Here is a 12,829-nt window from a genome sequence, read left to right as displayed (position 1 = left end):
CTTCGCGGGGTTACCCGCGAAGAAGTCATCACCGACTCAAGCCCTCTCGCACATCCCCGCCAATACCTGCGCCCACTGCGGGTGATCGTTCAGGCACGGCACCAGCACCAGCTCCTCGCCGCCGGCCTCGATGAACTGCTCCTTGCCGCGATCGCCGATCTCCTCCAGCGTCTCGATGCAATCGGCAACGAACGCCGGGCACATCACCAGCAGCTTCTTCACTCCCGCCTTGGCCAACTCGTCCAGACGCGTCTCGGTGTAGGGTTCGATCCATTTGGCTCGCCCCAGCCGCGACTGGAACGAGGCTGACCATTTGCCCTCGGGAATTCCTGCCGCCTTGGCGAACGCAGCAGCACTGGCCAGACACTGCGAGCGGTAGCAAACCTTGCGCACCTGGGCACAGGCAGTCTCGCAGCAATTCGGGCTCTGGAAACAGTGCGAACCGGTCGGATCGAGTTTCTTGAGATGGCGCTCCGGCAGGCCATGGAAGCTCAGCAGCAGATGATCGTAGTCCTGTTCCAGGTAAGGACGGGCACTGGTGACCAACGCATCGATGTACTCAGGTTCATCGTAGAACGGCTGCAACACGCGCATTTCGACAGGCAGGTCGCGCTCGGCGACTGTCTGGCGAGCCAGCTCCACCACCGTGGTCACGGTGCTGTCGGCGAACTGCGGGTACAGCGGTGCCAGGGTCACCTTGCGCACACCCTGCGCGGCAAGGCGCTCGAGCACTTCTGGTAGCGCCGGTTGACCATAGCGCATGGCGATTTCCACCGGCCCATGCGGCCAATGCGGGGTGATGGCCGCCTGCAGGCGCCGAGTCAGCACCACCAGCGGCGAACCCTCGTCCCACCAGATCGACGCATAGGCGTGGGCGGACTGCTCCGGGCGCTTGATCAGGATCAGCGACACCAGCAAGCGCCGCACCGGCCAGGGCAGGTCGATCACATACGGGTCCATGAGGAACTGGTTGAGGTAGCGGCGCACATCGGCGACCGAGGTGGATGCCGGTGAACCCAGGTTGACCAGCAGCAGGGCATGATCGGTCATGCAGCGTCCTATGTCAGAGGCGGTCGGACAGGTCGTCCAACGCCGATTGCAGATCGTTGAAGCGGAACGTGAAACCTTCAGCCAGCAGGCGCACCGGGCGCGCACGCTGGCCCCCCAGCAGCAGGGTCGACAACTCGCCCAGGCCAGCCTTGAGCACCAGCGCAGGCACCGGCAGCAACGCCGGGCGATGCAATGCACGTCCCAGACGCCTGGCGAACTCACGGTTGCGTACCGGCTCTGGCGCGCAGGCATTATAGGGACCGCTGGCGTCGTTTTGCTGCAAGAGAAAATCAATGAGGCGGATCTGGTCCTCTATATGGATCCAGGGCATCCATTGCCGACCATCGCCGATCGGCCCGCCAAGCCCCAGCTTGAAGGGCAGGCGCAGGCGCGAAAGAAAGCCCCCGTCGCTGGCTAGTACCAACCCGGTACGCACCAGCACCACGCGCATGCCCAGCGTATGCGCACGTTGCGCAGTCTCTTCCCAGGCGATGCACAGCTGGCTGGCGAAGTCCTCTTTCACCGGCTGCGAGGCCTCGGTCAACTCCCGCTCGCCACCATCGCCATACCAGCCCACGGCCGAGCCGGAAATCAGCACCCCGGGACGCTGCTCGCGGCGCTCCAGCCAGCCCAGCAACTGCTCGGTGAGGGTGACACGACTGGCCCACAACAGTTGCCGGCGCGCGGCCGTCCAGGGTCGGTCGGCGATGGGCGCGCCGGCCAGGTTGACCACCGCGTCCAGCTGATCGTCCGCCTCCAGCTCCTCCAGCCGAGCGATACCGCGCACGCCGCTGCCGCAACGCTTGGGCACCTGGGCAGGCTCGCGGCTCCACACCGTCAGGCGATGGCCCTGGCTGAGCCAGAGCTGGCACAGGTGCCGGCCGATCAATCCAGTACCGCCCGTCAGCAATATATGCATGGCTGTGTCCTCGCAAGCTGCGGCCATGGTCTATTTTTAAGATCAAGGCACTTTTTAAACCGATAGCTCTCGGATAAACATAGGCCAACCTGTCCTATCGAGCGGAATAGCCTTATACAAAACTTCTGCATTGTACAGGTTTGTCTGACAGCGTAGTCTGCTTAAAGCAAGGTTCGAAGAGGCCATCATGACAGTACCTATAGCCATCATCGGTGCCGGTATCGCCGGCCTGTCCGCCGCCCAGGCCCTGCAGAAGGCCGGACAGAACGTCCACTTGTTCGACAAGGGCCACGGCAGTGGCGGGCGCATGGCCAGCAAGCGCAGCGATGCCGGCGCGCTCGACCTGGGCGCCCAGTATTTCACCGCCCGCGACCGACGCTTCGTCGAGCAGGTCCAGCAATGGGTCGCCGCCGGCTGGGCCGCGCAGTGGAAGCCGCAGCTCTACAACTACCGCGACGGTGAACTGACCCCCTCCCCCGACGAACAGACCCGCTGGGTCGGCGTGCCACGCATGAGCGCCATCACCCGCGGCCTGCTCAAGGATGTCACGGTCAACTTCGGGTGCCGTATCACCGAGGTCTTCCGCGGCAAGCAGTACTGGCATCTGCAGGACACCGAAGGCTGCAGCCACGGGCCGTTCAGCCAGGTGGTGATCGCCGTGCCAGCCCCCCAGGCCACTCCCCTGCTGGCGGCCACACCCAAGCTCGCAGCGGTCGCCGCCGGCGTGCAGATGGAACCCACCTGGGCCATCGCCCTGGGCTTCCAGACACCGCTCGATACCCCGATGCAAGGCTGCTTCGTGCAGGACAATCCGCTCGACTGGCTGGCACGCAACCGCAGCAAACCCGGCCGCGACGAGCACCTCGACACTTGGGTGCTGCACGCCACCTCCAGCTGGAGTCGCCAGCACCTGGACCTGCCCCGAGAAGAAGTGATCGAGCAGCTGTGGGGCGAGTTTGCCGAACTGGTCGGCTGCGTGGTGCCAGCACCGACCTTCGCCCTCGCCCACCGCTGGCTCTATGCCCGCCCCGTCGGCAACCATGAATGGGGCACCCTCGCCGACGCCGACCAGGGCCTGTACGCCTGCGGCGACTGGTGCCTGTCCGGACGCGTGGAAGGTGCCTGGCTCAGCGGCCAGGAGGCGGCGCGTCGCTTGCTCGAGCACCTCGAGTAAAGTTGTACAAAAAATTTGTCTTGCATAAGTTTTTCGATGTGCTGGAATAGACCTGTACAAAATTATCGGATTGTACAGGTCTACGGAGGCCACGATGAACGCTCCCCACTCGACAGGCAAACCCCGCATCGCCATCAGCGCCTGCCTGGCCGGGCAGGATGTGCGCTACAACGGCGGGCACAAAGCCTCGGACCTGTGCCAGTCACTCGATGAGCATTTCGACTGGCTGCCGCTGTGTCCGGAAGTTGCCATTGGCCTGGGCACTCCTCGCGACGCCATTCGATTGGTCGGCGATCCCCAGGCCCCGGAAGTGATCAACCCGCGCAATCCCGGTACCGACCTCGCCCCTCCCCTGCGTGCCTACGGCCAGCAGATGGCCGAAGCGCTCGACGATATCTGCGGCTATGTGTTCATGCAGAAGTCACCCTCCTGCGGGCTGGAGCGGGTCAAGGTCTACCAGAACAATGGCCGCCCCTCGCTGCTGGGCGGGCGCGGCGCCTATGCCCAGGCGTTCTGCGAGCGCCGCCCGGACCTGCCGGTGGAAGAAGAAGGCCGCCTGCACGACCCAGTGCTGCGCGAGAACTTCATCAGCCGCGTCTACGCCTATGCCGACTGGCAGCACCTGCTGGCACAAGGCCTGAGCCGCGGCGCCTTGATCCGCTTCCACTCACGTTACAAATACCTGCTGATGGCGCACAACCCGCAGGCCTATCGCGAACTCGGGCGCCTGCTGGGCAGCATGAGCCGCGACGACGACCCGCTGCAGATAGGCCCGCGCTACTTCAGCCAACTCATGCAGGCTCTGCGCCGCTGCGCCAGCCGCGGCACCCACAGCAACGTCCTGCAGCACCTGTGCGGCTATCTGCGCGATGCCCTGGACAGCAGCGACAAAGCCGAACTGCAGCGTCTGATCAGCCAGTACCAGCAGGGCAGCGTGCCGCTGGTGGTCCCGCTGACCCTGCTCAAGCACCATCTGCGCGTTCACCCCGACCCTTACCTGATGCAGCAGGCTTACCTGCAACCGCACCCGGAAAGCCTGGGCCTGCGCAATGCACTCTGAAGACAGCCTGCCGATCGGCGAACTGGCCCGGCGCACCGGGGTCAACCCGGTCACCCTACGGGCCTGGGAGCGACGCTACGGCCTGCTGGTGCCGGAGCGCACGCCCAAGGGCCATCGCCTGTACAGCACACAGCATGTCGAGAAGGTGCAGGCGATCCTGCAGTGGTTGGAACGCGGCGCCTCGGTGAGCCAGGTGCGTGACCTGCTTGAAAACCGCAGCGAAGCCTCGCCAAGGCTGGAGGGTGACTGGCAAGCGCGCTGCCAGCAACTGGTCGAGGCCATTGCCAATCTCGCCCAACGCTCGCTGGACCAGCAACTCAACCAGGCCATGGCGCTTTATCCCGCCTCGACTCTGTGCGAGCAACTGCTGCTGCCGCTGCTCGAGCGCCTGGAGCAACGCTGGCGCAAGCACTTCGACGCCATCCTCGAGCAGGCCTTCTTCCACACCTGGCTGCGCAGCAAGCTGGGCGCGCGGGTCTACCACGACAACCATTCGCTCGAGGGGCCGCCGGTACTGCTGGCCACGACCCTTGACGCCCCCTTCGATGCTCAACTGTGGCTCGCCGCCTGGCTGCTCAGCAGCAGCGGTTTTGCCGTGGAGGTGCTCGAACAACCGGTCGGCGGCAAGCAACTGCTGCACGCGATCGCCCAACTCGCCCCGCGCGCCCTGGTGCTGCACCTGGGGCCGCGCATCGACCTCCAAGCACTGGCCCCCCTGCGGGATGTAACGCTGACGAAACTCCTCGGGGGCGCCAGTGTCTTCATCCATGAGGAGCGACTGCGCAGCCTGGAACTTCCGGCGCTGCTGCTCTTCGAGACACCGCAGGGGGCATTGCGCCTGCTTCAGCAATCACGCTGAACCCGACTGTCAGAGATCCTGAGATGCAATTGATCTGGCTGCGCAGCGACCTGCGCATCAACGACAACACCGCCCTCGCCGCCGCCACCGCACAGGGGCCGACCATTGCCCTGTGGATCGCCAGCCCCGGGCAATGGCAGGCGCATGACGATGCGCCGAGCAAGGTTGACTTCTGGCTGCGCAACCTGCGCGACCTGCGCCACGCCCTCGAACGCCTGAACATCCCGTTGCTGATCCGCCATACCGACACCTGGCAACAGGTGCCCGAAACCGTGCTCGAGGTTTGCCGCACGCACAAGGTGCAGACCGTGCACTGGAACGACGAGTACGGCGTCAACGAAAGCCAGCGTGACCGGCGGACCCAATCCTTGCTGGAGCGCTCCGGCGTGACCGCCCGCACACACCTGGATCAGTTGTTCTTCCATCCCGGCACCCTGCTGACCAAGGCGGGCCACTATTTCCAGGTCTTCGGCCAGTTTCGCAAGACCTGCCTGGAACATCTGCATCGCAGCCTGCCAACCCTTGCCCAGCCCGTGAAACCACAGGCTTCCCTAGGCATCGCCAGCGACCCGATCCCCCGGCACATAGAAGGCTTCGACACGCCCGAGCAGAGCCTGCGCGAGCACTGGCCTGCCGGTGAAGACGAAGCCCAGGGCAGGCTGTCGCGCTTCGTCGACGAAACCATCGACGACTACCAGACCCTGCGTGACCTGCCGGCCAGGCCCGGCACCAGCCAGCTCTCGCCCTACCTTGCCGCCGGTGTGATCTCGCCGCGCCAATGCCTGCACGCCGCACTGTCGAGCAACCGTGGCGAATTCGACAGCGGCAGCCAAGGTGTACGCACCTGGATCGACGAGCTGCTCTGGCGCGAGTTCTACAAGCACATCCTGGTGGGCTATCCACAGGTCTCGCGCCACCGCCCCTTCCGCGCCCCCACCGAGGCTCTGCCCTGGCGTGACGCGCCCGATGATCTCCAGGCGTGGGAACAAGGCCGCACCGGCTTCCCGTTGATCGACGCGGCCATGCGCCAGCTGCTGCATACCGGCTGGATGCACAATAGGCTGCGCATGGTCGTCGCCATGTTCCTGAGCAAGAATCTGCTCATCGACTGGCGCAAGGGCGAGCGGCATTTCATGCGACACCTGATCGACGGCGACCTGGCGGCAAACAACGGCGGCTGGCAGTGGAGCGCCTCCACCGGCACCGATTCGGTGCCCTATTTCCGGATCTTCAACCCGGTGACCCAGTCGCAGCGTTTCGACCCCCAAGGACGCTTCATACGCCATTGGCTACCGGAACTCACTCATCTGGATGACAAATACATTCATTTGCCTGTGAAATCTTCCGGACTATTTGATACAAGTGGCTACATCAGCCCGATCGTCGATCTGGACAGCAGCCGCCATCGGGCACTGGCAGCATTCAAGGCGCTACCCGCCTCCATCAACTGAAGGGCATAGCATTGAGTAGTACGCGAAGGTTCTGGGTAACAGGGGCCAGCAATGGAGTAGGCCTCGCCTTGGTCGAACGATTGCTCGAAGAGGGCCATCGGGTCGCGGCCAGCGGCATGGATTGCCAGGAGCTCGATACCTTGGCCGAGCTGCACGAGGCACGCCTGCTGCGCCTGCCAGCGCACCTGAACGAGCTGGTCGGGGCGCAGTCTGCGGCCGAGCAGCTGCAGTCGCACTGGGGGGCACTGGACGTCTTGATCGTCAATGCCGGCACGTGCGATTACCTAGCAAACGATCTACCTGCCAACGCGGTAATGGAAGAGATCGTCAGCAGCAACCGGCGCGCCAGCGAGCATGTCCTGGCCAGCGCACTGTCGTTATTGGCCAGAGGCGACAGGCCACAGGTGATGGCACTGTTCAGCCGCTATTCGACGCTGCAACTGTTTGCGCCAGCGCAGACCCCGGCGGGCCACAACAGCCTGCCCCAGTGGTTCCGTGAGCAACGCAAGGTCCTCGACAATCTGGCGGTACAGCTTACGGTGGTCGCGCCACAGTCGCTCAAGGCACCGGTCAGCAACAGCATGGCGATACCTGAATCCTGGACGGCGCAGAGCGCAGCAGATGAGTTGGCGCGCAGGCTCAAGCACCCACAGGCCGAGTTGGTGCTCGAAGTGCTGGACCCGACCTTGCTGTGGCCACTGCCCTGGGAAGCCTGAAGTAAACCCGGGGCGCTGCACGCCCCGGTGATCCGGGTCAGAGCGCCATTCGATAATGCAGCGAATAGCTCTCGACCCCATCATTGGGCTGCTTGATCCCGGCGTTGGAGTAGTGGATCGCGCGAACCCCGATCTCGTGCCCACCGGCAAAGCGCAGGCCAAAACCGATGCGGTCCTCGAACTGGAACGACGAGCCCAGGTCATTGCTTTCCAGCTTGGTCCGTGAGAATGCCGCCACACCGATCCCCGCTTCGATGTAGGGCTTGACTGAGTCCCCGGCGAACTCGTACACGAACACGGGGGCGAACGACAGGCTATGATTGCTTGCCCGCTCATCGCCATCCCAGTAGGTGTAGGCACCGTCCCAGTACCCGGTGATTCGGCCTACGCTGGTCTGCCACCAACTGGCATCCCAGTTCGACTGCAACCCCAGTCGATAGACCATGGTACTGTCGCCAGTCTGCCCCACCGACAACGAAACATCAGCCGCCTGTGCCGACACCGCCTGCCCCAATGCCAACGCGGCAACCGCCGCCATTCCAAGCAAATGCCTCATGAGCTCGTCCTTCTTCCTGGTGTTGTTATCAAGTGTCCGCCTGTGAACCAGGCAAAATGATAGAAATCGACATTAGGACGATAGTTCAGCTTGTGTGCGGGAGATTTCAGCTATTTTTTACAGGTCGAACGCGCTGACCTGTTCTACAGACCCGTACCACAGCACCGGCAGGATTTCGCGAAGGTGCTGCGGCGCAGCGCTACTGTAGAAGGCCGCCTCGCGTGAAGGCCCCTCGGCAAGCAGGTCGCGGGCGCTCAACAAGCGCTGCAACTGGCGCGCCACCGCAGCGCCCGTGTCGATGATAGCCACATCCGAGGGCACCATTTCGGCCAACAGCGGGCGCAGGAAGGGGTAGTGAGTGCATCCGAGGATCAGCGTGTCGCAGCCCGCCGCCAGCAGCGGCTGCACGTACCCCTGCAGCATTGCACGCAGCTTCGGGCTGCCCAGATCGCCTGTCTCGATCAACTCCACCAGCCCCGGGCACGGCTGGGTCACGACCTGTACATCGCTGGCGAATCGGTCGAGCAACGCGGCAAATTTTGCGCTCTGCAAGGTGCCGGTGGTGGCCAGGACGCCGACCACGCCGGAGCGTGTCGCCGCGGCGGCCGGCTTGACCGCAGGTTCCATGCCCACCAACGGCCAATCGGGGTAGCGTTCGCGCAAGTCGGCCACGGCCGCCACGGTCGCGGTATTGCACGCCAGGACCATGGCCTTGGCACCGCGAGCATGGAAGAACTCGGCGATGCGCCGGCAGCGCTCACGGATGTAGTCGGGGGATTTCTCGCCATAGGGTACGTGACCGCAATCGGCCACGTAGAGCAGCGACTCGTTGGGCAGCAAGCGGCGAATCTCGGCGAGCACCGACAAGCCACCGACCCCCGAATCCATCACGCCCACCGGCGCCGAGCGATCAGCCATGGCGATCGCCACACACCGTGCAGGCCGGATCACGCTTGACCCGCAGCTCACGCATGCGCGTGCCGAGGGCATCGATCAGCAGCAGGCGGCCCACCAGGGGCTCGCCGAACCCGGCCAGCAGCTTCAGCGCTTCCAACGCCTGCAAGCTGCCGACCAGCCCTACCAGAGGACCGATCACGCCGGCTTCGCTGCAGGTCAGCTCGGCCTCGCTGCCATGGCCATAGAGGCAGTGATAGCAAGGGCTGTAGTCGCGGCGGGGGTCGAACACCGACAACTGCCCTTCCAGGCGAATTGCCGCGCCGCTCACCAACGGCTTGCCGGCCGCCACGCACGCGGCGTTGACCGACTCACGGGTGGCGAAATTGTCGGAGCAGTCCAGCACCAGGTCCACCGCCGCCACCGCCGCAGCCAAGGAGTCGTCGTCCAGGGCATGGCGATGGGCGACCAGCGTGACTTCCGGGTTGATCGCCTGCAGGCGCTGCAGCGCCGAATCGACCTTGCTCATGCCGACGCTGCCGCTGTCATGGAGGACCTGGCGTTGCAGGTTGGTCAGGTCGACCGTGTCGAAGTCGGCCAGGTGCAATTCACCCACGCCGGCAGCCGCCAGGTAGAGCGCGACCGGCGACCCCAGGCCACCAAGCCCGACCACCAGGGCCTTGCTCTGCTTGAGCCGCAACTGGCCGTCGATGTCGACCTGCGATAGCAGGATCTGCCGACTATAGCGCAACAGCTCCTGGTCGCTCAGCATGGCAGGCGCCCCAGGGAAATACGTTCGTGGCCGCCCAGGTCGCGGCGGCTGTCCACGTCGATGAAACCGCTACCAACCAGCAGGTCGCGCACGGCGGCCGCCTGGTCGTAGCCATGCTCGAGCAGCAACCAGCCGCCGGGCAACAGGTGCTGCGGCGCCTGGGCGATGATCAGGCGCAGATCGTCAAGGCCATCGGGGCCGGCCACCAGCGCACTGCTGGGCTCGAAACGCACATCGCCCTCGCTCAGGTGTGGATCTTCGGCGGCAATGTAGGGCGGGTTGCTGAGGATCAGGTCGAAGCGCTCGTCGGCCAGGGCGTCGAACCAGTGACTGCTGCGCACCTGGACATTCGCCAGGTGCAGACGCTCGCGGTTGCGCTCGGCCAGAGCCACGGCCTCGTCGATGCGATCGACCGCCGTCACCTGCCAGGCCGGGCACTCGCTCGCCAGGGCCAGAGCGATGGCGCCGCTGCCGGTGCCAAGATCCAGCACCCGGGCAGGTTTGGCAGGCACCCGTTCGAGCGCGACCTCCACCAGCAGCTCGGTGTCCGGCCGAGGGATCAGGGTGTGCGGCGCGACTTCAAGGTCGAGCTTCCAGAAGCCCTGCTGACCGAGAATGTACGCCACCGGCTCACCTGCACGACGGCGCTCGAGAAAAGCCGCGAACGTCTGCGCCGCCTCACTGCTGACGATGCGCTCGGGCCAGGTGTGCAGGTAGCTGCGCGACTTGCCCAAGGCAGCGGACAACAACAACTCCGCGTCCAGGCGCTCGGTCGGCGAATCGGGCAATTGCGCGTTGCGCAGCAGGCTGGCGATGATGGTCATCAGTCCCCCAGGGCGGCCAGTTGATCGGCCTGGTATTCGGCCAGCAAGGGTTCGATCACGGCATCGACGCCACCGGCGAGCACATCGTCGAGGGAGTAGAGCGTCAGGTTGATGCGATGGTCGGTCACCCGACCCTGCGGGTAGTTGTAGGTGCGGATGCGCTCGGAGCGGTCGCCCGACCCCACCAGCAGCTTGCGCTCGCTGGCAATCGCATTCTGCGCGGCGCTGGTCTGCATGTCGTTGAGCTTGGCCGACAGCCAGGACATGGCGCGGGCGCGGTTCTTGTGCTGGGAACGCTCTTCCTGGCACTCGACGACGATACCGGTCGGCAAGTGGGTGATGCGGATCGCCGAATCGGTCTTGTTCACGTGCTGACCACCGGCACCGGAGGCGCGGTAGGTGTCTATGCGCAGGTCGGCCGGGTTGATCTCGATCGCGGCCTGCTCGTCAGGCTCGGCCAGCACCGCCACGGTGCAGGCGGACGTGTGGATGCGACCCTGCGATTCGGTTTCCGGCACCCGCTGCACGCGGTGCGCACCAGACTCGAACTTGAGCTTGCCGTATACGCTGTCGCCCTCGACGCGGGCGATGATTTCCTTGTAGCCGCCGTGCTCACCCTCGTTTTCGGAGAGAATCTCGAGGCGCCAGCCACGCTTCTCGGCGTAGCGCGAGTACATGCGGAACAAATCGCCGGAAAAGATCGCAGCCTCGTCGCCGCCGGTGCCGGCGCGGATTTCGAGGAACACGTTGCGCCCGTCGTTGGGGTCCTTGGGCAGCAGCATGCGCTGCAACTGCGACTCCAGGACGACGAGTTGCTCCTTGGCGTCGCGCACTTCCTCCACGGCCATCTCACGCAGGTCCGGGTCGCTGTCCTTGAGCAGCGCCTGGGCGCCCTCCAGATCCTCCTGGACCTTGCACCACTCCTTGTAGGCGACGAACACCGGCTCGACTTCGGCATATTCACGGGAATAGGCGCGGAAACGAGTCTGGTCGGAAATGACTTCGGCATCACCCAGCAGGGCGGTGAGTTCTTCGAAGCGGTCCTGGAGGATGTCCAGTTTTTTCAGCAGCGACGCTTTCATTGCGTGGGTTTGTCCGTCGAGCCCTCGTGGAGGGCAAAGAGTTCCTGGGCCATGGCCAGCGCATCGACGCGGCCTTCGGCAGAGAGCTTTTTCAGTTGCACGCTGGGCGCGTGCAACAGCTTGTTGGTCAAGCCGCGGGCCAGTTGGGCGAGTACTTCTTCGGGGTTGCCGCCGTTGGCCAGCAGGCGCTGGGCTTTTTGCAGTTCCTCATCGCGTAGCCGCTCGCTTTGCTGACGGTAGGCCTTGAGCACGTCCACCGCAGCCAGCTCGCGCAGGCGCGCCATGAAATCATCGGCACCGAGATTGACCAGCTCTTCGGCGGCCTGGGCTGCACCCTGGCGGCTCTTGAGGTTTTCGGCGACGACCTCGTGCAGATCGTCGACAGTATAAAGGTAGACGTCGTCCAGCTCGCCCACCTGCGGCTCGATGTCCCGCGGCACAGCGATGTCGACCATGAAGATCGGCTTGTGCCGGCGCTGCTTCAGCGCGCTCTCGACCGCACCCTTGCCAAGAATGGGCAGCTGGCTGGCGGTGGAACTGATGACGATATCGCTGTTGGCCAGCTCCTGGGGGATGTCCGCCAGCAGCACGGCATGGGCACCGAACTGCTCGGCGAGGATGCTGGCTCGCTCGAGCGTGCGGTTGGCGACGACGATCCGCTTGACCCCCTGCTCGTGCAGGTGGCGGGCGACCAGGGTGATGGTTTCACCGGCACCGATCAGCAAGGCCTGGCTGCGGCCCAGGTCGGCGAAGATCTGCTTGGCCAGGCTGACCGCGGCAAAGGCGACCGAAACCGGGTTCTCACCGATGGCGGTGTCGGTGCGCACCTGCTTGGCGGCACTGAAGGTGGCCTGGAACAGGCGCCCGAGCAGCGGACCGATGGTGCCGGCCTCGCGGGCCACTGCGTAGGCCGACTTCATCTGGCCGAGGATCTGCGGCTCGCCCAGCACCAGCGAGTCGAGCCCGGAGGCGACACGCATCATGTGCTTGACCGCATCGTGCTCTTCGTGAACGTAGGCGCTGGCACGCAGTTCGTCGAGGCTCAGGCGATGGTAGGCGGCCAGCCATTGCAGCACGGCGTCGGCGCTGAGCTGGTCCTGCTCTATATAAAGCTCACTGCGGTTGCAGGTCGACAGGATCGCCGCCTCGCGGCTGGCGGTCAGTCGGCAGAGCTGCTGCAGGGCATCGACCAGTTGCTCGGGCGTAAACGCCACGCGCTCGCGTACGTCTACCGAGGCAGTCTTGTGGTTGATACCGAGGGCGAGAAAGGCCATGCAAGGTCGCTGGTTGGGACGGGAAGCCGATAATTGTCCTACTTCGCAGGATTCAGGACAACCACCGTTCGCTATTGTCGTGATGAGCCTGGGCTATCTCGAGGCCTGCGGACAAGGCGCGAATCAAGGCCAGGCACCTGCCGCAACCAGTTGTGGTAGCGGGCCTGCCCGCCGAACATCCCGCGCCCGGCGCGGTCA

13 protein-coding genes are annotated in these 12,829 nt (G+C 64.8%); 5 read left to right on the top strand and 8 right to left on the bottom strand.

Features of this window, described 5'->3' with window-relative positions; all coding sequences use genetic code 11:
* Nucleotides 1-36 precede the first annotated feature (36 nt).
* Together hemH and ACK3BK_RS04435 are read right to left on the bottom strand one after the other, a co-directional pair.
* Nucleotides 37-1,050 (bottom strand): ferrochelatase, encoded by a 1,014-nt coding sequence (gene hemH, locus ACK3BK_RS04440; protein ID WP_186722004.1) that lies wholly within the window; start codon nt 1,048-1,050, stop codon nt 37-39.
* A 13-nt stretch (nt 1,051-1,063) separates the two neighbouring features.
* On the bottom strand, nt 1,064-1,969 hold the full coding sequence (locus ACK3BK_RS04435; RefSeq protein ID WP_411383803.1) for a TIGR01777 family oxidoreductase: 906 nt from the start codon (nt 1,967-1,969) through the stop codon (nt 1,064-1,066).
* 187 nt (nt 1,970-2,156) lie between these two features.
* Between ACK3BK_RS04435 and ACK3BK_RS04430 the strand changes: the two genes are divergently transcribed.
* The 5 genes from ACK3BK_RS04430 (at nt 2,157) to ACK3BK_RS04410 (ending at nt 7,229) form a co-directional block, all read left to right on the top strand.
* Nucleotides 2,157-3,143, top strand: coding sequence for an NAD(P)/FAD-dependent oxidoreductase (locus tag ACK3BK_RS04430; protein ID WP_186667654.1), 987 nt, complete (start codon nt 2,157-2,159; stop codon nt 3,141-3,143).
* Nucleotides 3,144-3,237: 94 nt separating this feature from the next.
* Nucleotides 3,238-4,203, top strand: a complete 966-nt coding sequence (locus tag ACK3BK_RS04425) for a YbgA family protein (protein ID WP_411383802.1) — start codon at nt 3,238-3,240, stop codon at nt 4,201-4,203.
* On the top strand, nt 4,193-5,062 hold the full coding sequence (locus ACK3BK_RS04420) for a MerR family transcriptional regulator (RefSeq protein WP_411383801.1): 870 nt from the start codon (nt 4,193-4,195) through the stop codon (nt 5,060-5,062). Before ACK3BK_RS04425 ends, ACK3BK_RS04420 begins: the two co-directional genes overlap by 11 nt.
* A 23-nt stretch (nt 5,063-5,085) precedes the next feature.
* A complete protein-coding gene (gene phrB, locus ACK3BK_RS04415; RefSeq protein ID WP_288374219.1) occupies nt 5,086-6,513 on the top strand; it encodes a deoxyribodipyrimidine photo-lyase in 1,428 nt (475 codons plus the stop codon).
* Nucleotides 6,514-6,524: 11 nt separating this feature from the next.
* On the top strand, nt 6,525-7,229 hold the full coding sequence (locus ACK3BK_RS04410) for an SDR family NAD(P)-dependent oxidoreductase (protein ID WP_411383800.1): 705 nt from the start codon (nt 6,525-6,527) through the stop codon (nt 7,227-7,229).
* A 37-nt stretch (nt 7,230-7,266) separates the two neighbouring features.
* On the opposite strand, the gene ACK3BK_RS04405 is transcribed toward ACK3BK_RS04410, so the two are convergent.
* The 6 genes from ACK3BK_RS04405 to hemA all read right to left on the bottom strand — a co-directional run bounded on the left by ACK3BK_RS04405 (nt 7,267) and on the right by hemA (nt 12,631).
* On the bottom strand, nt 7,267-7,785 hold the full coding sequence (locus tag ACK3BK_RS04405) for an acyloxyacyl hydrolase (protein WP_186667649.1): 519 nt from the start codon (nt 7,783-7,785) through the stop codon (nt 7,267-7,269).
* Between the two features lie 117 nt (nt 7,786-7,902).
* The gene (murI, locus tag ACK3BK_RS04400; protein WP_186667648.1) at nt 7,903-8,703 is read right to left on the bottom strand and encodes a glutamate racemase; all 801 of its coding nucleotides are present in this window, start codon (nt 8,701-8,703) and stop codon (nt 7,903-7,905) included.
* Nucleotides 8,696-9,451 carry a molybdopterin-synthase adenylyltransferase MoeB gene (locus ACK3BK_RS04395; protein ID WP_186667647.1) on the bottom strand — a complete coding sequence of 252 codons (756 nt, stop codon included), beginning with the start codon at nt 9,449-9,451 and terminating at the stop codon, nt 8,696-8,698. Before ACK3BK_RS04395 ends, murI begins: the two co-directional genes overlap by 8 nt.
* Nucleotides 9,445-10,275, bottom strand: coding sequence for a peptide chain release factor N(5)-glutamine methyltransferase (gene prmC, locus ACK3BK_RS04390; protein ID WP_186667646.1), 831 nt, complete (start codon nt 10,273-10,275; stop codon nt 9,445-9,447). The genes ACK3BK_RS04395 and prmC overlap by 7 nt, the downstream gene beginning before the upstream one ends.
* On the bottom strand, nt 10,275-11,357 hold the full coding sequence (gene prfA / locus ACK3BK_RS04385) for a peptide chain release factor 1 (RefSeq protein WP_186667645.1): 1,083 nt from the start codon (nt 11,355-11,357) through the stop codon (nt 10,275-10,277). The genes prmC and prfA overlap by 1 nt, the downstream gene beginning before the upstream one ends.
* On the bottom strand, nt 11,354-12,631 hold the full coding sequence (gene hemA, locus ACK3BK_RS04380) for a glutamyl-tRNA reductase (protein WP_063542909.1): 1,278 nt from the start codon (nt 12,629-12,631) through the stop codon (nt 11,354-11,356). Before hemA ends, prfA begins: the two co-directional genes overlap by 4 nt.
* Nucleotides 12,632-12,829: the final 198 nt, after the last annotated feature.

Source organism: Pseudomonas sp. L7, from assembly GCF_046605565.1.
Classification (GTDB): Bacteria; Pseudomonadota; Gammaproteobacteria; order Pseudomonadales; family Pseudomonadaceae; genus Aquipseudomonas; species Aquipseudomonas wayambapalatensis.
Note: the sequence above shows the minus strand (reverse complement) of the source record. Positions and strands in the feature narration are given on the sequence as shown.

Bases quoted from the DNA above. Each gene is read 5' to 3' on its own strand.
- hemH (WP_186722004.1), bottom strand. From the start codon at position 1,050: ATGACCGATCATGCCCTGCTGCTGGTCAACCTGGGTTCACCGGCATCC.
- ACK3BK_RS04435 (WP_411383803.1), bottom strand. From the start codon at position 1,969: ATGCATATATTGCTGACGGGCGGTACTGGATTGATCGGCCGGCACCTG.
- ACK3BK_RS04430 (WP_186667654.1), top strand. From the start codon at position 2,157: ATGACAGTACCTATAGCCATCATCGGTGCCGGTATCGCCGGCCTGTCC.
- ACK3BK_RS04425 (WP_411383802.1), top strand. From the start codon at position 3,238: ATGAACGCTCCCCACTCGACAGGCAAACCCCGCATCGCCATCAGCGCC.
- ACK3BK_RS04420 (WP_411383801.1), top strand. From the start codon at position 4,193: ATGCACTCTGAAGACAGCCTGCCGATCGGCGAACTGGCCCGGCGCACC.
- phrB (WP_288374219.1), top strand. From the start codon at position 5,086: ATGCAATTGATCTGGCTGCGCAGCGACCTGCGCATCAACGACAACACC.
- ACK3BK_RS04405 (WP_186667649.1), bottom strand. From the start codon at position 7,785: ATGAGGCATTTGCTTGGAATGGCGGCGGTTGCCGCGTTGGCATTGGGG.
- murI (WP_186667648.1), bottom strand. From the start codon at position 8,703: ATGGCTGATCGCTCGGCGCCGGTGGGCGTGATGGATTCGGGGGTCGGT.
- ACK3BK_RS04395 (WP_186667647.1), bottom strand. From the start codon at position 9,451: ATGCTGAGCGACCAGGAGCTGTTGCGCTATAGTCGGCAGATCCTGCTA.
- prmC (WP_186667646.1), bottom strand. From the start codon at position 10,275: ATGACCATCATCGCCAGCCTGCTGCGCAACGCGCAATTGCCCGATTCG.
- prfA (WP_186667645.1), bottom strand. From the start codon at position 11,357: ATGAAAGCGTCGCTGCTGAAAAAACTGGACATCCTCCAGGACCGCTTC.
- hemA (WP_063542909.1), bottom strand. From the start codon at position 12,631: ATGGCCTTTCTCGCCCTCGGTATCAACCACAAGACTGCCTCGGTAGAC.